Source organism: Streptomyces sp. AK02-01A, from assembly GCF_033795305.1.
Lineage (GTDB): Bacteria > Actinomycetota > Actinomycetes > Streptomycetales > Streptomycetaceae > Streptomyces.
Genome location: NZ_JARBAE010000037.1, coordinates 57,912 through 76,195, shown reverse-complemented (window position 1 = coordinate 76,195; position 18,284 = coordinate 57,912). Strand labels below are relative to the sequence as shown.

The window sequence follows — 18,284 nt, the reverse complement described above, 5'->3', positions numbered from 1 at the left end:
ATCCAGTACGCGAACGATCCTCCGCCTTGCGATCGCACGCACCAGACGCCGCGAGCCCCGCCCCAGGGGGCGGACGGCGCTACTTTCGAAACACGCCCTGGGCCGACACCGCGCCGAGCCCGAGCAGAGCCGCCAGCCGCCGGTACGAGTCCAGCAGCGCGCCGCGGTCGTACGTACTCGTCGTGACCAGGTACTCGTCCGCCTCGCTGCGCGCCAGCAGCTTCTCCAGACCGGCCGCCACCTCGTCCGCCGTACCGTAAAGATGTCCGTGCCGTGCCTCGTCGAACAGCGTGCGCTCCCGCTCGCTCATGGCGGTGGCGAGAATCGCCTCGGCCGGCATGAGTGGCGGGAACGCGCCGTGCGTGCGCGAGTACGCCGTCGACCAGGCCTCCGAGAGCAGCAGCCGCTGGGCCTCCTCGGTGCTGGCGGCGACCGCGACCGTGCCGGACAGCACCACATACGGACGCTCGCTCCATCCGGACGGGCGGAAGTCCCGGCGGTACTCCTCGATCGCCCGCAGCATCGCGTCCTCGCCCCGGACGGCCGCGATGACCAGTGGCAGTCCGGCCTCGGCCGCGACCCGCGCGCCCTTCCCGGTGGCCAGGACGAAGGCGGGCACGCGCAGCCCTTCGGCCGGACGGGCATGGACCTGCGGATGCGCGGTCTGAGTGCCGGTGAAGTAGCCGAGAAGCTCCGCGAGCCGGCCGGGGAAGTCATCGGCGTCCTGTCTGTCCCGGCCGAGTGCCTTCCGTATCCCGTCGGTGAATCCCACGGAACGGCCGAGTCCCATGTCGATCCGGCCCGGGAAGAGGGACTCCAGCACACCGAACTGCTCCGCCACGACGAGCGGTTGGTGGTTGGGCAGCATGACTCCGCCGGTGCCGACACGGATCGTCGAGGTCGCGGCGGCGACAGCGGCCGCGAGGACGGTCGGCGCGGAGCCCGCCACACCCGGCACACTGTGATGCTCGGAGACCCAGAAGCGGTGATAGCCCAGCGCTTCGACGCGCTGGGCGAAGCTCACGGTGTCGCGCAGTGCGCGCGGACCGTCCTGGCCCTCCCGGGTACGGGACCGGTCCAGCACGGAGAACAGGGTCGTCGCTGCGATACTCACAACCGTTTCAACCGCCTGGCCGCCTCAGGATTCCCGTACCGCGGTCACCGGACTCCGGCGTCCGATCAGACGGAGATGACAGAGATGACAGAGATGACAGAGATGACAGAGAGCGGCAAAGCGCTGGCCGTGTTCGATCTGGACGGCACCCTCGCCGAGACCGGCCATCGCCAGCACTTCCTGGAGCGGAAGCCGCGCGACTGGAACGGCTTCTTCGGCGCGGCCGGCCGGGACACGCCACTGGCCGAGGGCGTACGGCTGGTGCGGAAGGCCGCGGAGGAGGACGAGGTCATGTATCTCACCGGCCGTCCCGAGCGCTGCCGCCGGGACACCCTTGCCTGGCTGGCCGCGCACGGACTGCCCGAGGGCCCGCTCTGGATGCGCCGGGACAACGACCGGCGCCCCGCGCGTACGACCAAGCTGGAGGCCCTGCGCCGCCTCGCCGAGGCCCGGCGGATACGGATGCTCGTGGACGACGACGAACTGGTCTGCGACGCGGCCGAACGGGCGGGTTTCCGGGTCGTCCGCGCGCGCTGGGCCAGCACGTCCCAGGCGCTCAAGGACGCACAGGAACGCGAGGGCCGGACCTGACGGCCGGACCCTGAGTGCCGGACCTGAGTGCCGGACCCTGGGCGCGGGATCAGGCGCCGTCTTCGAGGCGGAAACCGACCTTCAGCCCGACCTGGTAGTGCTCGATGTCGCCGTCGACGATATGGCCGCGGACCTGCGTCACCTCGAACCAGTCCAGGCCGCGCAGCGTCAGGGACGCGCGGTCGATGCCCTTGCGGATGGCATCGTCGATGCCCTCGTGGGAGGTTCCGACGATCTCGGTGACCCGGTAGATGTGGTTGGACATGGAGTCGCTCTCCTCACGTGTCACGTGTGTCGCCGTGTCACTCCACCGTGCCCCACCACGCGGCGCTCCGCGAGACGTCCGGAGCCGGGCCGGTACGCGAGTCGGCCCCTGACATGGTCCAGGACCGCCGACGTACGCTGCCTGGGCCGGACCACTTCAGCCGGGACCACTTCAGCCGCCGACCGGGAGCCCCGAGTGACCGACAAGCCGAAGAAGCCCTTTCTGTACGTCGTCGTGTGCGCGGCGGGAGTGGCGCCCGACGCGGGAAAGCTCGTCGCCGCGGCGCAGGACCAGGACTGGGACGTGGGCGTGGTCGCCACGCCACTGGGACTCGGCTTCATCGACCGGGCCGCGCTCGAAGGACAGACCGGATTCCCCATCCGCTCCGCCTGGCGCAGCCCCGGCGACCCGCGCCCGCTCCCGCCGCCCGACGCCATCGCGGTGGCCCCTGCCACGTTCAACACGATCAACAAATGGGCGGCCGGTATCTCCGACACGCTTGCCCTGGGCATCCTCTGCGAGGCGTACGGCATGGGTGTCCCGACCGCCGTACTGCCGTATCTGAACGCCGCCCAGGCCGCGCACCCGGCGTATCGACGCAGCCTCGGCCAACTCCGCGAGATGGGCGTCCTGTTCGGCGGCACCGAGCCGCACGAGCCCAATGCCGGCGGCGGCGCCGACCGTTTCCGCTGGCAGGAGGCGCTGGAACTGCTCACGCCGAGGGTGCCGCGCGCGGGTTGAGCGTGTATGGGCGGGTGCGGGGCGGCGGAGTCTGACGTGACGGCGTGCCCGGCCGGGGAATCATTCGCGGTCGAGTCGGGCAGGGCACGACAGGCGGTCGTCGACATGCGTCGATTGGTCTCTCCGTACCGGCATCGCCGGATCCCGGCCGTGGCCGCTCTGGACGCGCGAGCTGCCGCGTACCTCGCCCGAGTAGATTGAACTCGTCGCCACGAAGGGTCAAAGGGAGCGCGCACCGCATGACGAAGTCGCTGGAGATCAAGCCCATCGCCACCGTGATCGGCGGACGCGCCGAGCCCACCGATGACCACTGGAGCGGCACCGCCGTCATCCGCCTGAACCCGGACTTCCCGATCGAGGTCGTGCGGGGCCTGGAGGAGTTCTCCCATCTGCTGGTCGTCTGGCACTTCCACAAGGCGTCTCCCGACGATGTCGCCCTGCACGCCCGCAGCCCCCGCGACAACCCTCACTGGCCGACCACCGGCACCTTCGTCCACCGCAACCACCGCCGGCCCAATCAGCTCGCCCAGTCCTTCCCTCGGCTGCTGAAGGTCGACGGCCTGGATCTGCATGTCATGGACCTGGACGCCATCGACGGAAGCCCGGTCTTCGACCTCGCCCCGTACTTCACGGAGATGGGCCCGCGTGGCGAAGTGCGCGAGCCCGGTTGGCCGGGCGAGATGCTCACGGACTACTGGGACGACGCGCGGAGCTGAGGACACACCGACACCCCGGGTGTCCGGCTCGGAGCCCAGTCGGCACGCGTCCGGCGGATCGCTGCTCCACGCCGCCTCCACCGGATGCTCAGTACGCGTCTCCCGTCGTCGAGGACCCGATGATGCCGTCGTGCGCGAAGTCGCCCGGCGGGATGCCCGGGTGGTGGCCCTCCGGGCGTGGGCGCGGCGTCGGCGCGCCCAGGGAGAGCCGGGAGACGATTCTGTAGCGGTCGCCCCGGTAGAGGGAGTGGACATACTCGACCGGGCGGCCCGAGGTGTCCAGGGTCAGGCGTTCGATGAGCAGGGCGGGGGAGAAGGCCGGGACGTCCAGGACCGCCGCCTCCGCCTCGTTGACGACCGTGGGCTCGATCGACTGCGTGGCCTCGTGGACATAGAGCTGATGGTGCTCCCGCAGATGGTCGTACAGCTCGCCCGACTCCAGCTCCTGAGGCGTGAGCGCGGGTGCCAGTTCGGCGGGGATATGGAGATGCTCGATGGCGATCGGGGAGCCGTCGACCAGCCGCAGCCGGGCGATGTAGATCAGCTCGGCGGCGGGAGAGACACGCAGCTTGCGGCCGATTCTGGCGCCGGCCTTGAACGTCGTGCGCTCCAGGATCCTGCTGGACCAGGTGCCGGAGGCGCGAGGGACGACAAACGCCGTGTCGTCCGGGGTGAGTTCCTGAGTGATCTTGGCGGGAGCGACAAACATGCCGCGTCCGTGCTGCCTGACGAGCTGTCCGGTGGCGACGAGTTCGTCGACGGCGCCGCGCAGAGTGGGGCGTGACACGCCGAGTTCGGCGCAGAGAGTGCGCTCGGACGGGATCGCGTCACCCGCGCTGCCGGCCTCGATCAGGCCCAGCAGATACTCCCGTACCCGCTCCCGCTTGAGTACGGCACCCGACGAGCCGCTCCCCATGAGCATGACCTCTTTCATCCACATCGGTCCAACTGGTCAACTGGTAAACAGCATCGTAACCAACGTTGGAGCGCCTCGGGTGTGTAAGGGCCCTATTTTCCCGGGGACTTGACGGTATCAGTGGTCCATGCCACCTTCTGGTCACGCGTCTTACCACTTGACCAATTGGTCAATCTCTTATCGAGGTGGTCCGTGAAGATCCGCTTCATCGCCGGTTCCGCAGTCCTTGCGGCGACCGCGGCCCTCAGCGCCTGCAGCTCCGCCTCCGACACCGCCGGCGGACCGGAGAAGCTCACTGTCTGGATCATGAAGGACAGTGTCACCGAGGACTTCCTCGCGCGTTTCACCCAGGACTTCGAGCGGCAGCACAAGGACATCGGCCTGGACATCCAGATCCAGGAGTGGGACGGCATAGGTGAGAAGATCACCGCGGCCCTCGCCAGCACGGACGCCCCGGATGTCATCGAGGTCGGCAACACCCAGGTCGCCCAGTACGCCGCCAGTGGCGGGGTCAAGGACCTCAGCGACCGCGAGGAGGACCTGGCCGGCGCGGACTGGCTGCCCGGTCTCGCCGAACCGGGCGAGGTGGACGGCAAGCAGTACGGCATTCCCTGGTACGCGGCCAACCGTGTCGTCCTCTACAACAAGGACCTCTTCGCGAAGGCCGGGATCACCGGACCGCCCGCCACCCAGGAAGCCTGGCTCGCCGACACCGCCAAGCTCAACAAGGGCGGCACACAAGGCATTTACCTGCCCGGGCAGAACTGGTACACCTTCGCCGGCTTCGTCTGGGAGGAGGGCGGCGAGCTGGCGGTCCGGTCCGGTGGTAGCTGGAAGGGCACACTGGACACTCCCGAGGCGCTCGCCGGGATGGACTACTACCGGCGTCTCCAGGCGCTGGGCAACGGCCCCAAGGACTCCGACGAGGCGAAGCCTCCGCAGGCGGAGGTCTTCGCCAAGGGCGATGTCGCGCAGATCATCTCGACACCCGGCGGCGCGAAGCTCGTCGAGGAGGTCAACCCGGGGCTGGCCGGGAAGATCGGCTTCTTTCCCGTGCCGGGCAAGACGGCCGGGAAACCCGGCGCGGTCTTCACCGGCGGCTCCGACCTCATCGTCCCGGAGGCGTCCGCGCACCAGGACGCCGCCTACCAGGTGATCAAGGCGCTCACCGGTGACAAGTGGCAGACGGACATGGCGAAGACCATGAGCTATGTCCCCAACAGGACCACGCTCGCCAAGGCCGTCGAGGGCAGTGAGGGCACCGCCGCGATGGCCGCCGGCGCCGCGCGGGGCCGCGCCACTCCCAATTCGCCGCAGTGGGCCGCCGTCGAGGCCACCAACCCCATCAAGCAGTACTTGACCGAGGTGCTGACCGGCGGCGATCCCGCGAAGGCGGCGAAGGACGCGTCCGACAGCATCACCAGGACGCTCGGCTCATGAGAGCGGTTCCCCGCGCCGTCTGGCCGTATCTCCTGATAGCGCCCACCGTGCTCGGCACCGCGTATCTGCTCGGCTATCCGCTCGTCCGCAATCTGGTCATCTCGTTCCAGCGGTACGGGATGGGTGAGCTCATCCGGGGTGGCGCACCGTTCGCGGGGCTCGCCAACTACCGGGAGATCCTGGCCGACGGCGAGTTCTGGGAGGTCGTACGGCGGACCTTCTGGTGGACGGCGGTCAATGTCGTCCTGATCATGGTGCTGGCCACTCTCGTCGCGCTGATGCTCCAGCATCTCGGCCGGCGGATGCGGCTGCTGGTGATGAGCGGACTGGTGCTCGCCTGGGCCTGCCCGGTCATCGCCACCACCACCGTCTTCCAGTGGCTGTTCTCGTCCCGGCTCGGAGTGGTCAACTGGCTGCTCGTGCGGCTCGGATTCGAGTCGTACGAGAACTACTCCTGGTTCGCGGACGGCGCCGCCACCTTCACCGTGCTGGTCCTGCTCGTCGTCTGGCAGTCCGTGCCGTTCGCAGCCATCACCCTGCACGCCGCGCTGCTCACCGTTCCCGCCGAACTGTACGAGTCGGCGCGCCTCGACGGCGCGGGCGTGGCACGGATCTTCCGCTCCGTCACCCTGCCCGTGCTGCGGCCGCTCTTCGGACTGGTGCTCTGCCTCGAAGTCATCTGGGTCTTCCGGTGCTTCGCCCAGATCTGGGCCATCAGCAAGGGCGGGCCCGGCGACGCCACCACCACGCTGCCCGTCTACGCGTACCGGATCGCTCAGTCCCTGCACCGCTACGACCTGGGTGCCGCGGCCTCCACCATCACCGTGCTCCTGCTCGTCGCCGTGCTGGTCGTCTACTTCCGTCAGATGTTCCGGCAGGAGGGCGAGGTATGAACCGCCGACAGCTTCGACGCCTTCCGCTGCACGCCGCCGCGCTGCTGGTCTTCGTCCTCTCCGTCTTCCCCGTGTACTGGATGGTGCTGACGGCCTTCAAGCCGACCGGCGACATCCAGTCCGAGACTCCGGTCTTCCTGCCCACCGCGCTCACCCTCGACCACTTCACCGAGGCCGTCCGGGCCGACGGCTTCTGGATCTTCTGGCGCAACAGCCTCCTCGTCACCTGCGGCTGTGTGCTGCTCGCCCTGGTCGTCGCGCTCGGCGCGGCGTTCGCCGTCGCCCGGCTGCGCTGGAAGGGCCGCAGAGGCTTCATCCTGATGGTCTTCATCGCTCAAGTGGCGCCCTGGGAGGCGCTGTTGATCCCGATGTACGTCATCGCGCGGGACACCGGCATGCTCGACAAACTGTCCATGCTCACACTCGTCTACTTCATGATCACTCTGCCTTTCACCATCGTGACCCTGCGCGGCTTCCTCACCGCCATCCCGGTGGAACTGGAGGAGGCGGCCCAGGTCGACGGCTGCACCCGCGCGGTCGCCTTCCGCCGGATCACGCTGCCGCTGCTGGCTCCCGGCCTGCTCGCCACGTCACTCTTCGGATTCATCACGGCGTGGAACGAGTTCGCCTTCGCCAACATGCTGATCATCAAGAACCAGGACGACCGGACCCTGCCGGTCTGGCTGTCCTCCTTCTCCAATGTCTTCGGCACCGACTGGGGCGCCACCATGGCCGCCTCCACCCTCTTCGCCCTGCCCGTGCTGCTGCTCTTCCTGATGCTCCAGGGACGTGTGGCCTCCGGGACGACCAGTGGCGCCGTGAAGGGATAGGGGACCACAGAGATGACCGCCTTCGCACAGCCCGCCGCGCCGTCCGCCGCGCACCACACCGGAATCGCGCTGATCCCGAGGCCTTCCCAACTGACCTCGCTCCCGGGCCGGTTCACCGTCGACGAACACACCGCCGTACGGGCCGCTCCCGGCGGTGCGCGCGACGCCGCCACTCTGCTCCGCACTCTGCTCGCGCCGGCCACCGGACTGCCGCTGCCGGTCGCCGACGACGGCCGGATCGTGTTCGTACTCGATCCCGCTCTCGGCGGCCTCGGACAGGAGGGATACGGACTCACCGTCGGCACCGACGCGGTACTCCTGCGCGCCGGGTGCCGAGAGGGCCTGCTGCGTGGTGTTCAGACGATCCGTCAGTTACTGCCACCGCGAGCGCTGTCGCACGAGCCGGTGCGCGGCACGGAGTGGTCTCTGCCGTGTGTCCAGATCACCGATGTGCCGCGCTTCGCCTGGCGCGGCGCCATGCTCGATGTGGCGCGCCGCTTCCGGCCGGTGTCCTTCCTGCGCCGGTTCACCGATCTGCTCGCCCTGCACAAGCTCAATGTGCTGCATCTGCATCTCACCGACGACCAGGGCTGGCGGATGCCCGTCGCCGCCTTCCCGAGGCTCACCGAGGTGGGCGGCGAGCCGCACGGCGGCGCCTACACGCGGCAGGAGCTCAGCGGCCTGGTCGCGTACGGCGCGGCCCGCGGCGTCACCGTCGTACCGGAGATAGAGATGCCCGGTCATGTACGGGCCGCACTCGCCGCGTATCCCGAGCTCGGCAACGACCCGTCGCGCCGGCTCACCGTGTGGGACCGCTGGGGTGTGTGTGAGAACGTCCTCGGCGTCCACGACCAGGTCCTCGACTTCTGCCGCACCGTACTGGGCGAGGTGATGGACACCTTTCCGTCCCGGCATGTGCACATCGGCGGCGAGGAGTGCCCGACCACCGAGTGGCAGCGCTCGCCCGCCGCGCGCCGCCGTGCCGTGGACGAGGGCCTCGCCGGACCGGAGGCGCTGCACGGCTGGTTCATGGACCGTGTCGGCGGCTTTCTGACCGAGAACGGACGGCGCCCGCTGGGCTGGACCGAGTCCGGCAGCGATCTGCCCACCGCCTTCACCGCCGTACCGTGGCGCGCCGCCGAGCACGGACTCACCGCCGCCCGCCGGGGCCAGGACGTGATCATGGCTCCTTACCGCTCCACGTATCTCGACTACCCGCAGAGCGAGCGCCTCGACGAACCGCCGGGCCAGCCCGGCGGTGTGGTGTCCCTGCGGGATGTGTACGACCTCGAACCGGCGCCCGCCGGCTGGGAGCCGGAGGCGGCCGCCAGAGTCCTCGGGACGCAGGCGCAGTTGTGGAGCGAGTACGTACCCACCGCCGCGCACGCCGAGTATCTGGCCTTCCCACGGCTCTGCGCGCTCGCCGAGACGGCCTGGTCCGCGCAGCGGGACTGGCCGGGCTTTCTGCGTCGGCTGACCCACCACCGAACCCGGCTCGACGCGCTCCGCGTACCGGGCCGTCCCCCGCACGACCCGCACGACCCTCCGCTCAACCCCACGCCAGGAGAGGAATCCGGTCGATGACCAGACGAGCGAGCACCGCCGCACGGATACGTACCGCCGTCGCCCTGGGCGCGGCGGCCGGACTGGGCTGTGCCGCGCTGACCGCGCTGCCGGCCGCCGCCGCCGACCCGTCGGTGAAGGTCCAGTACCGCCAGAGCTCCACCGGATCCGACCAGGCCGAGCCCTGGTTCAAGGTGGTCAACACCTCCGGCTCCACCGTCTCTCTCAGCACCGTCAAAATCCGTTACTACTTCAAGGCCGACGCCGGAGCCTCGTACACCTTCGCCTGCTCCTGGGCGGTGAAGGGCTGTGCGAACATCACCGGCACCTTCGGCAGTCTGGCCGCTCCGACCGCGACCGCCGACCGCTATCTGGAGATCGGCTTCACCGCCGGCGCGGGCTCTCTCGGCGCCGGTGCCGACACGGGCGACATGCAACTGCGCTTCTACCGCTCCAACTGGGCGTCGCTCAACCAGAGCGACGACTACAGCTTCGGCGCCTCGCAGACCGCGTACGGAGACTGGACCAGGGCCACCGCCACGGTCGGCGGCGCCCTCGTCTGGGGCACGGCGCCGACGGGCAACGACCCGGGCGGTCCGACGAACCCGCCCACCGACCCGCCCACCGACCCGCCGGCCGGCGGGGCCGCGCTCTTCGACGACTTCAACTACACGTCGCACACGGATCCGGCGATCGGCTCACACGGCTGGAGTGTGCGCTCGAACTCCGGAGGGCCCGGCGTGCCGGGCGCGACCTGGGCACCGGAGAACGTCACCTTCGCCAATGAGGGAACGAACTCGGTCATGAACCTGGAGACGTCCACCGCCGGTACGGGCGCGTCGACCGAGCAGACCGAAGTGCTCACCCAGGCCATGAAGTTCAAGAACGGCACCTACGCGGCCCGGGTGAGGTTCTCCGACACGCCCAAGTCGGGCCCGGACGGCGACCATCTCGTGCAGACGTTCTTCACCATCAACGACCTCACGGCCCCGATGGCGGACAACTACGCGGAGTACGACTTCGAATATCTCCCGAACGGCGGCTGGGGCGAGCCGTCCAACATCCTCTACACCACGTCCTGGGAGACCTACCGGCCCGATCCCTGGGAGGCGGTCAACCAGCACTCCGAGGCGCGCACGAGCTACGCGGGCTGGCACGATCTCGTCGTCACCATCGACAACAGCGCCATCACCTACTACGTCGACGGACAGTCCTTCGGCACGCACGATGCCCGCTATCTGCCCGAGCGGCCCATGTCGATCAATTTCAACCAATGGCTGATCGATCTGGCGGGACAGACCAGCACCACACCGAGGGCGTATGACCAGAAAGTTGACTACGTCCTGCACGTCAAGGATCAGGTACTGACTCCGGCGCAGGTCAGCGCCAAGGTCAACGCCTACCGCGCCGCGGGAACCACCTTCGAGGACACGGTGCCCGGCGGCCAGTGACGGACCGCGCGGGACCGGACCGCGGGCAAGGGGCGGGCGCCGTACGGGCGTCCGTCCCTCTCCCGTTTGAGTCACGACTTGACCGACTCATTGGTACATACCAAAATCCCACCCACCCGGTGCGAACCGCGTTCGCTCCCCCACGTCGGGCTCCCTCTTCGTGCCAACACGCCAGAAGGTTGACCCACGTGAAGAACCGCTGTTTCGTCCGCACCCTGGCCCTGGTGTCCTCCGTAGCGCTCGGCGGCTGCGCAATGCTGCCGGGCGGCGCCAACTCCACCACGGTCACCGTCTGGTTGATGAAGGACAGCGTCTCGGACGACTTCCTCAAGCGCTTCGTGAGCGAGTACGAGAACGAACACCCGTCCGTCGAACTGGACATCAAGATCCAGGAGTGGACCGGCATCGGCGAGAAGGTGCTGACCGCGATCGACAGCGAGGACGCGCCGGATGTCATCGAGGTCGGCAACACCCAGGTCGCGCAGTACGCGGAGAGCCGCAATCTGCGGGATCTCACGCTGGAGTCGGTACGGGACCTGGGCAGCGACGACTGGCTGCCGGGCCTCGCCCAGCCGGGCAGCATCAAGGGCGCGCAGTTCGGCATTCCGTGGTACGCGGCCAACCGGATCGTGATCTACAACAAGGAGCTCTTCTCGCTCGCCGGGATCGAGGAGCCGCCGAAGACCCGCGAGCAGTGGCTGGCGGACACCACCGAGCTGAACAGCGACGGCAACCAGGGCATCTACCTCGCCGGACAGGACTGGTACACCCTCTCGGGCTTCATCTGGGACGAGGGCGGTGAACTGGCGGTCGAGACCGGCGGCGAATGGCAGGGCACGGTCGACTCGCCCGCCGCGCTCAGAGGGATGGCCTTCTACAAGGATCTCCAGTCGCTGGGCAACGGCCCGAAGAACTCCGACGAGGCCAAGCCGCCGCAGGCGGACGTCTTCGCCAAGGGTGATGTCGCACAGATCATCGCCACTCCCAGCTCGGCGCGGATCATCGAGGAGAAGAACCCCGGGCTGCGGGGCAAGCTCGGCTTCTTTCCCATCCCGGGCAAGACCGCCGACAAGCCCGGTGCCGTCTTCACCGGCGGTTCCGACCTGATCGTGCCGAAGAACTCCAGCCATCACTCGGCGGCCGTCGAGGTGGTGAAGGCGCTGGCGGGCGAGAAATGGCAGACGGAACTCGCCAGGACCATGAGCTATGTGCCGAACAAGGCATCGCTCGCCGGTGTCGTCCGCGGAGACGAGAGCACGGCCGCGATGGCCGAAGGGGCCGCGCGCGGCCGGGCCACTCCCAACTCCTCGCAGTGGGCGAGCGTCGAGGCGGACAACCCGATCAAGCCGTATATGACGGCCGTCCTGGAGGGCGGGGACCCGGAGGAGGCCGCGAAGGCAGCCTCCGAGCGCATCAGCGCCGAGCTGGCCTCCGGCTGACATACGCGGCGAGCGGGCCCTGTCCGCGCGCGGCTACGGCCCGGTCGCGGCGGCCGGCCGCTACGGCCCGCCCCCGCCATTCAGCCGTCTCACATCCACACTCCGCCGTGTGGTCATGTCAAATCCAGCCGCTCACGGAAGAAACAAGGTGCCGGGCCGACGCGTCAGCGCCGCGCCCCGGTCGCCCGGCTTTTCCACCGGCAAAGGAGTCTGCCATGTCCACCGTCGCGCCCGCCCCGCTGGCCGTCCCCGCCTCATCCGTCACGCCCGTCCCCATAACCGGCCGAGCCGACGCCGAGCCCCGCTATGTGGTCTCACTCGCCCGCGACCGGCAGGACGTACGGGCCGCGCAGCGGCTGCGTCATCTGGTCTTCGCCGGTGAGCTCGGTGCTCGGCTCGACGGACCCGAGCCCGGGTACGACATCGACGCCTTCGACGAGTACTGCGACCATCTGCTGGTCCGGGAGGAGAACACCGGCGAGGTGGTCGGGACATACCGGCTGCTGCCGCCCGACCGCGCCCGCGCCGCCGGACGGATCTACTCCGACAGCGAATTCGACCTGTCCAGGCTCGGCCCGATCCGCCACGACCTGGTCGAGGTCGGCCGCTCCTGCGTCCATCCTCTGCACCGCACCGGCGGTGTGATCGCCCTGATCTGGGCGGGACTCGCCCGCTATATGACCGTCAGCGGACACAACTGGCTCGCCGGCTGCTGCTCGATCCCGCTCGCCGACGGCGGCGCACTGGCGGCCTCGACCTGGACCACGGTGAAGAACAAGCACCTGGCGCCCGAGGAGTACTGGGTCACCCCGCACCGGCTCTGGACGCCGGACTCCAGCGCGGCCGCGGCCCCGTCCTCCGAGCTGCCGCCGCTGCTGCGCGGCTATCTGCGCCTCGGTGCCTGGGTGTGCGGCGCGCCCGCGCACGACCCGGAGTTCGGCGTGGCGGACCTGTATGTTCTGCTGTCCATGAATCGCGCCAACCCTCGTTACCTGCGCCACTTCCTCTCGCTCGTCCCAGCCGCGTGAGCGGCTGGCTGCCCACGGCGCCCTGCACACCGGACGGCTGTTCCACCCACCACGGAGCGCCCGCCGGTCCGCTCGTCGCGGTGGGCCGGCTGCTGGCGGGGATCACGCTCGTCGTGGCCGGAGTGTCGCTGACACCGCTCGTGGCCCTGCTGAGCGGTGCGACCCGGGACCGGCTGACCCGCCGCTGGGCGCGCACGGTGCTCCGGTGTTTCGGGCTGCGGGTGAGCATACGGTTCGCCGGAGAGCCCGAGCCCGGCCTCAGGACCGGCGTACTGGTTGTCGCCAACCACATCTCCTGGCTGGACATACCGCTGATCGCCGCCGTCTTCCCGGGACGGATGCTGGCCAAGAGCGAGATACGCCGCTGGCCCGTCATGGGAGCGATGGCCGCCCGTGGCGGCACGCTGTTCGTGGAGCGCGAGCGGCTGCGGGCCCTGCCGGGCACCGTACGGACCCTCGCCGCCGCGCTCTCCGCCGGATCCCGGGTGATCGTCTTTCCCGAGGCATGCACCTGGTGCGGACGGGACCACGGCCGGTTCACCTCGGCCGTCTTCCAGTCCGCGCTGGACGCGGGCACCGCCGTCCGGCCGGTACGCATCACCTACCGCGCGGCGGACGGCCGGCCCTCCGGCGCTCCCTCCTTCGTCGGAGACGACACACTGCCGGCCTCACTGTGGCGGGTCGTGGCGGCCGGCGGGCTCACGGCGGAGATCACGGTCCTGCCGCTGATCCCCGCCGGGCGCCACACCGACCGCCGCGCACTGGCCCATGCGGCCCGGACCGCCATGGTCCAGGGCGCGACAGCCGGCGCCGCCGCCGTCCGGAGCACCACGGCTCAGGACGCGGAGTGGCTCATGGCCGCTCAGACCGCCGTCGCGAGCGACAGCGCGAACCTGCCCGCCTCATCGGTCCACCAGTGTGTCAACTCCATCCCAGCACCGGCCAGCTCCGCCCGGACGCCGTCCTGACGGAACTTCGCAGACACCTCCGTACGTACCTCCTCACCGGCCTCGAAGTGCACCACGAGATCGAGTTCGCGGACCTTCACGGTGAGTGCTCGCCGCGCCCGCAACCGCATCTCGATCCACTCGTGCCCGGGATCCCAGAGCGCCACATGGTCGAAGTCGCCAGGATCGAAGTCGGCGCCCAGCTCCCGGTCGATGACCAGCAGGACGTTCTTGTTGAACGCGGCCGTCACACCGGCCGTGTCGTCATAGGCCCTGACCAGTACGGATTTGTCCTTCACCAGATCCGTACCGAGCAACAGCGCGTCGCCGGGCGCCAGTAGCGCCCGGACCGACGCCAGGAAGGCCGCACGCTCGGCGGGCAGCAGATTGCCGATCGTGCCGCCGAGGAACGCGACCAGCCGCGGCCCCGGGATCCCGGGCAGCACCAGGCCCTGGGTGAAGTCGGCGATCAGCGCGTGCACATGGAGTCCGGGCCGCTCGGCGAGCAGTGACTCGGCGGCTCCGGTCAGCGCGCTCTCGCTCACATCGACCGGCACATAGGTGTGCAGCGCCGTCAGCGCGTCCAGCAGATGGCGGGTCTTCTCGGAGGATCCGGACCCGAGCTCGATCAGGGTGCGCGCGCCGGTCGCCGCGGCGATCTCCGGCGCACGGGCGAGCAGGATCTCCCGCTCGGCACGGGTCGGGTAGTACTCGGGAAGCCGGGTGATCTCCTCGAACAGTTCGCTGCCGCGGGCGTCGTAGAACCACTTCGGCGGCAGTGTCTTGGGCGTACGGGTCAGTCCCTGGAGCACATCGGCGCGCAGAGCGGCGTCGGTGGCGTCCTCGGGCAGGGTGCGGGTCAACAGGAACGGGCTCACGCGGGTGGCTCCTTGAGAGGGGTGAGCGATACGTCGGTGCGGGTCGCGACCAGCAGGGTGCGGTCGGGAACCTCGCGCCAGTCCGGATCGTCGTCGTACGGTTCCGAGGCCACCACCGAGCGGTGGCCGGGTCCGGCCAGATACCACAGCGAGTCCCCCCAGGCAGTCGCCGCGATACGGTCGCCGTCGGTCAGCAGCAGATTGAGCCGGGACGCCGGCGCGGCCGTCGCGACATCGAGAACGGTGTCGGCCAGCGCCTGTCCCAGCTCGTCGCCGGCCCGCAGCCGGTGCAGCAGCAGGGCCCACACCACCGCGGAGTCGTTGCGGGCCGGCAGCGAGAGGAGCTCTTCCGCGGGCAGCGAGGCGGCCGGCGCCGCGAGACTCCCGGGCCAGCCGCCCACCGCGCCGTTGTGGCTGAACAGCCAGCGGCCGTCGGCGAAGGGCGCGGCGGCCGCCTCTCCGTCCGCGCCCGGCGCGGTCGCGTCCCGTACCGCGGCGAGCAGCGCGCCGGTACGGATCACCCGCGCCAGATCGGTGAAGCCGAGGTCGGCCCAGATCGGGCCGGCGCGCCGGTAGCGCGCGGGCGACGGATCGCCCTCCGCGTACCAGCCGACACCGAAACCGTCCGCGTTGACGGTCCCGTTCCGCTGGCGGCGCGGCTCCCAGGACTGCCGGTACAGCGCGTGAGCAGGCGCGACCAGCACCTCGCCGAGCGCCGACGGAGGCCCGAGGAAAGCGATATGACGGCACATCAGATATCCCTCGCGGTACGGAAACCGGAGAAGATCTGACGGCGCACCGGCAGGTCCCAGTTGCGGAACGTGCCGCGGCAGGCCACCGGGTCCACCGCGAACGATCCGCCGCGCAGCACCTTGTGTGCGCTGCCGAAGAACACCTCGGAGTACTCGCGGTACGGGAAGGACGCGAAGCCCGGATAGGGCAGGAAGTCACTCGACGTCCACTCCCAGACGTCACCGATCAACTGCCGTACACCGAGCGGTGAGGCGCCGCGCGGATAGCTTCCGGCAGGAGCGGGCTGGAGATGGCGCTGGCCCAGATTGGCCCGCTCCGGAGTGGGGTCGTCGTCGCCCCACGGATGGCGCAGCGACCGGCCGGAGACCGGATCGTGCCGGGCGGCCTTCTCCCACTCCTCCTCGCTGGGCAGCCGCCGCCCGGCCCAGCGGGCGTACGCGTCGGCCTCGTACCAGCTCACATGGAGCACCGGCTCGTCCGCCGGTACCGGCTCCACCGCTCCGAAGCGCCGGCGCAGCCACTGTCCGCCCTCGCGCCGCCAGAACAGTGGCGCGCCGATGCCGTGCTCGCGGATCTGGGCCCAGCCCTCCGGTGCCCACCAGCGTTCGTCGGTATAGCCGCCGTCCGCCATGAAGTGCTGATAGGCGCCGTTGGTCACCGGCACGGTGTCGATGAAGAAGGCGGGTACGAGCCGCTGGTGCGCGGGACGTTCGTTGTCCAGAGCCCAGGGCTCGGCCGAGGTGCCCATCGTGAACGGCCCGGCCGGCACGAGGACTTCGGCGGCCAGCCCGGCGGTGTCCCCGGCGGGCGGCGGCGGCGCGGTCAGCGCGGCGGGTCCTTGGCGGAGCTGGTGGGTGATGAGCATCGTCTCGTCGTGCTGCTGCTCATGCTGGGCGATCATGCCGAAGGCGAAGCCCGCGTCCAGCAGCGGACCGCCGTGCAGTGGGGTTCGTTCGATGACGTCCAGGACCCGGCCCCGTATGTCGGAGGCGTACGCACGTGCCTCGGCGGGCGGCAGCAGCGGCAGTGCGGGCCGCGCGGACCGGGGATGCTCGAAGGCGTCGTACACCGAGTCGATCTCGGGACGGATGGCGTCGCGGCCCGCGACGGTGCGCAGCAGCCACTGCTCTTCCTGATTGCCTATGTGTGCGAGATCCCAGACCAGTGGGGACATCAACGGCGAGTGCTGCGCGGTCAGATCGTGGTCGTCGACGCAGGAGGTCAGCAGCGCGGTACGGTCCCGCGCGGCCGTCAGCGCGTCGACCGCGCGCCGCCGGAGCTGTTCGGCCGTCATCTCGGCGGTCTTGACGGTCTCGGCGGTCTCGGTCATGTGCGGAGGTCCTTCCCGGTCACAGGCGTGCGCAGATCGTCGGCGGGACAGCGGCCCGGCAGGACATAGCGGTCGTTGAAGGCCGCGACCGCTTCCTGTACGGCCGTTGTGGCGCCCATGCGTGGAAGTGCTTCCATGGCGACGGCGAAGCACGCCGCCGCGGCGGCGTGCAGTTCCGGGTCGGCCAGCCCGTACCGTGCGGCGTTGACCCAGAGGAGGTTGCGCGGCGCCGGCCGTGAGCCCGCCGTCTCGGCGAGTGCCTTGACGGTGCGGTAGACGGTCTCGGAGGCCGCCGGATCGTCGAACAGTGCCGTGGTGACGGCGAGCGGCACCATCCATCCGTCGTCGCCGCGCTGGGCGTCGATCATCCGCAGTTCCAGATGGCCGCGCGGCCGAACGGGCGGAAAGAGTGTGGTGAGGTGGTATTCGAGATCAGCCAGCCGTGGCGGCCGCGGCAGCCCTGACCGGATCCAGTCCCGGAAGGTGAGTCCTTCCGGCACCGTCCACGGGCCCTCGGGCGCCCGGACGCACATGACCGGTGCGTCGAGGGCGTAGGCGGCCCAGGCGGCACGCGGCTCGCGCCGTCCGGACGGCGCCGAGGTGCGGGCCGGGTCCAACTGGGCCCACATCGCCTGCCGGGTGGAGCGCCAGCCGGTCTGTCTGCCTTCCCGCATCGGGGAGTTGGCGAACGCGGCGACCAGCACTGCGCCCAGCAGATGGGCGAGCTGCCAGCGCCTGCCGTAGCCGAGAGGGCCCGGCTCCTCGTGGCCCGCGTCCAGACAGACCTGGATGGAGGCGGTGGTCCGCATCATGGCGCGGCCCGCCGGACCGATCCGGTCGAGATACGCCTCCATGGCGTCATAGCGCGGCTCGCGCAGCATCCGGTCCGGTGAGTGCCAGGGGTCCTGTCCGAGACCGGCGAGAGCGAGTCCGGCCGTACGCAGTGCCGGACGTACGGTGTCGAGGTCCGTGGCGGTGGAGGTGATGCATTCCATCAGCGACGCGGCGGGCGCCGAGCTGAGCTCCAGCTGGCCGCCGGGTTCGAAGGTGAGCGCCGATTGAAGGCGCAGGGTCCGCAGGCCGTCGAACGCCTCTTTGAGACGGCCGGCCGGGACGGGACGTTCGGGGGAGTGCAGGTCGTGGACGAGCCATTCGAGTTCGACGCCCACGGTGCGGGGCGGGCCCGTCTTGAAACAGATACCGCGCAAAAGATCTTCGGCGTCGTTCTCGCCGAGGGCTGGTCCGTCGTCGTTGAAACTGTCAGTGGGCATGGCCGGATCCTCCTGTCGAAGACCGTGACCGACTCCGCTCCGAGGGTCGGAGTGGAGCGCTTCGTCCAACCTAACGGGACTCTCGCTGCTTCGCACAAGAGTGCCCTTGCGGTCAGTA

Annotated in this window: 19 protein-coding genes; 11 read left to right on the top strand and 8 right to left on the bottom strand. The window is 69.9% G+C overall.

Translation table 11 applies throughout. From position 1 onward, the window contains the following. Positions 1-79 precede the first annotated feature (79 nt). Positions 80-1,108 carry an LLM class flavin-dependent oxidoreductase gene (locus PV679_RS27670; RefSeq protein ID WP_319683140.1) on the bottom strand — a complete coding sequence of 343 codons (1,029 nt, stop codon included), beginning with the start codon at positions 1,106-1,108 and terminating at the stop codon, positions 80-82. An 81-nt stretch (positions 1,109-1,189) separates the two neighbouring features. On the opposite strand from PV679_RS27670, the gene PV679_RS27665 reads away from it, so the two are divergent. Next, entirely contained in the window at positions 1,190-1,705 is a 516-nt protein-coding gene (locus PV679_RS27665; protein ID WP_319683126.1) for an HAD family acid phosphatase, read from the top strand. Between the two features lie 49 nt (positions 1,706-1,754). Here the strand turns inward: PV679_RS27665 and PV679_RS27660 are convergent, their stop codons facing one another. Beyond that, positions 1,755-1,970, bottom strand: coding sequence for a dodecin (locus tag PV679_RS27660; RefSeq protein ID WP_319683125.1), 216 nt, complete (start codon positions 1,968-1,970; stop codon positions 1,755-1,757). A gap of 195 nt (positions 1,971-2,165) precedes the next feature. Between PV679_RS27660 and PV679_RS27655 the strand changes: the two genes are divergently transcribed. Beyond that, the gene (locus tag PV679_RS27655; RefSeq protein ID WP_319683124.1) at positions 2,166-2,711 is read left to right on the top strand and encodes a flavoprotein; all 546 of its coding nucleotides are present in this window, start codon (positions 2,166-2,168) and stop codon (positions 2,709-2,711) included. Positions 2,712-2,950: 239 nt separating this feature from the next. Further along, the gene (locus tag PV679_RS27650) at positions 2,951-3,427 is read left to right on the top strand and encodes an SAM-dependent methyltransferase (protein ID WP_319683123.1); all 477 of its coding nucleotides are present in this window, start codon (positions 2,951-2,953) and stop codon (positions 3,425-3,427) included. Positions 3,428-3,515: 88 nt separating this feature from the next. Here PV679_RS27650 and PV679_RS27645 read toward each other — a convergent pair whose 3' ends face one another. Together PV679_RS27645 and PV679_RS27640 are read right to left on the bottom strand one after the other, a co-directional pair. After that, entirely contained in the window at positions 3,516-4,343 is an 828-nt protein-coding gene (locus tag PV679_RS27645) for a GntR family transcriptional regulator (RefSeq protein WP_319683139.1), read from the bottom strand. A 92-nt stretch (positions 4,344-4,435) separates the two neighbouring features. Beyond that, on the bottom strand, positions 4,436-4,651 hold the full coding sequence (locus PV679_RS27640) for a hypothetical protein (protein WP_319683142.1): 216 nt from the start codon (positions 4,649-4,651) through the stop codon (positions 4,436-4,438). Between PV679_RS27640 and PV679_RS27635 the strand changes: the two genes are divergently transcribed. The 8 genes from PV679_RS27635 to PV679_RS27600 all read left to right on the top strand — a co-directional run bounded on the left by PV679_RS27635 (position 4,650) and on the right by PV679_RS27600 (position 13,955). Continuing rightward, entirely contained in the window at positions 4,650-5,783 is a 1,134-nt protein-coding gene (locus tag PV679_RS27635) for an extracellular solute-binding protein (RefSeq protein ID WP_416069814.1), read from the top strand. The two genes, PV679_RS27640 and PV679_RS27635, sit on opposite strands and share 2 nt — an antisense overlap. Further along, positions 5,780-6,676 carry a sugar ABC transporter permease gene (locus tag PV679_RS27630; protein WP_319683122.1) on the top strand — a complete coding sequence of 299 codons (897 nt, stop codon included), beginning with the start codon at positions 5,780-5,782 and terminating at the stop codon, positions 6,674-6,676. Before PV679_RS27635 ends, PV679_RS27630 begins: the two co-directional genes overlap by 4 nt. Further along, positions 6,673-7,506 carry a carbohydrate ABC transporter permease gene (locus tag PV679_RS27625; RefSeq protein ID WP_319683121.1) on the top strand — a complete coding sequence of 278 codons (834 nt, stop codon included), beginning with the start codon at positions 6,673-6,675 and terminating at the stop codon, positions 7,504-7,506. Before PV679_RS27630 ends, PV679_RS27625 begins: the two co-directional genes overlap by 4 nt. Positions 7,507-7,518: 12 nt before the next feature. Then, positions 7,519-9,090, top strand: coding sequence for a beta-N-acetylhexosaminidase (locus tag PV679_RS27620; protein WP_319683120.1), 1,572 nt, complete (start codon positions 7,519-7,521; stop codon positions 9,088-9,090). Next, on the top strand, positions 9,087-10,520 hold the full coding sequence (locus tag PV679_RS27615; protein ID WP_319683119.1) for a cellulose binding domain-containing protein: 1,434 nt from the start codon (positions 9,087-9,089) through the stop codon (positions 10,518-10,520). Before PV679_RS27620 ends, PV679_RS27615 begins: the two co-directional genes overlap by 4 nt. A 188-nt stretch (positions 10,521-10,708) precedes the next feature. Next, complete coding sequence (locus tag PV679_RS27610; protein ID WP_319683118.1) at positions 10,709-11,959, top strand: extracellular solute-binding protein; 1,251 nt, start codon at positions 10,709-10,711, stop codon at positions 11,957-11,959. Positions 11,960-12,174: 215 nt separating this feature from the next. After that, positions 12,175-12,987, top strand: coding sequence for a GNAT family N-acetyltransferase (locus PV679_RS27605; RefSeq protein WP_319683117.1), 813 nt, complete (start codon positions 12,175-12,177; stop codon positions 12,985-12,987). Next, a complete protein-coding gene (locus PV679_RS27600; RefSeq protein WP_319683116.1) occupies positions 12,984-13,955 on the top strand; it encodes a lysophospholipid acyltransferase family protein in 972 nt (323 codons plus the stop codon). The genes PV679_RS27605 and PV679_RS27600 overlap by 4 nt, the downstream gene beginning before the upstream one ends. Here PV679_RS27600 and egtD read toward each other — a convergent pair. Genes egtD through egtA form a run of 4 tightly spaced genes read right to left on the bottom strand, consistent with a single transcriptional unit; the run spans position 13,850 to position 18,166 of the window. Further along, positions 13,850-14,812 carry an L-histidine N(alpha)-methyltransferase gene (gene egtD / locus PV679_RS27595; RefSeq protein WP_319683115.1) on the bottom strand — a complete coding sequence of 321 codons (963 nt, stop codon included), beginning with the start codon at positions 14,810-14,812 and terminating at the stop codon, positions 13,850-13,852. The two genes, PV679_RS27600 and egtD, sit on opposite strands and share 106 nt — an antisense overlap. Beyond that, a complete protein-coding gene (egtC, locus tag PV679_RS27590) occupies positions 14,809-15,564 on the bottom strand; it encodes an ergothioneine biosynthesis protein EgtC (RefSeq protein ID WP_319683114.1) in 756 nt (251 codons plus the stop codon). The genes egtD and egtC overlap by 4 nt, the downstream gene beginning before the upstream one ends. Continuing rightward, positions 15,564-16,895, bottom strand: a complete 1,332-nt coding sequence (gene egtB / locus PV679_RS27585) for an ergothioneine biosynthesis protein EgtB (protein ID WP_416069813.1) — start codon at positions 16,893-16,895, stop codon at positions 15,564-15,566. Before egtB ends, egtC begins: the two co-directional genes overlap by 1 nt. Continuing rightward, positions 16,892-18,166, bottom strand: a complete 1,275-nt coding sequence (egtA, locus tag PV679_RS27580) for an ergothioneine biosynthesis glutamate--cysteine ligase EgtA (RefSeq protein ID WP_319683113.1) — start codon at positions 18,164-18,166, stop codon at positions 16,892-16,894. Before egtA ends, egtB begins: the two co-directional genes overlap by 4 nt. Between the last annotated feature and the right edge of the window lie 118 nt (positions 18,167-18,284).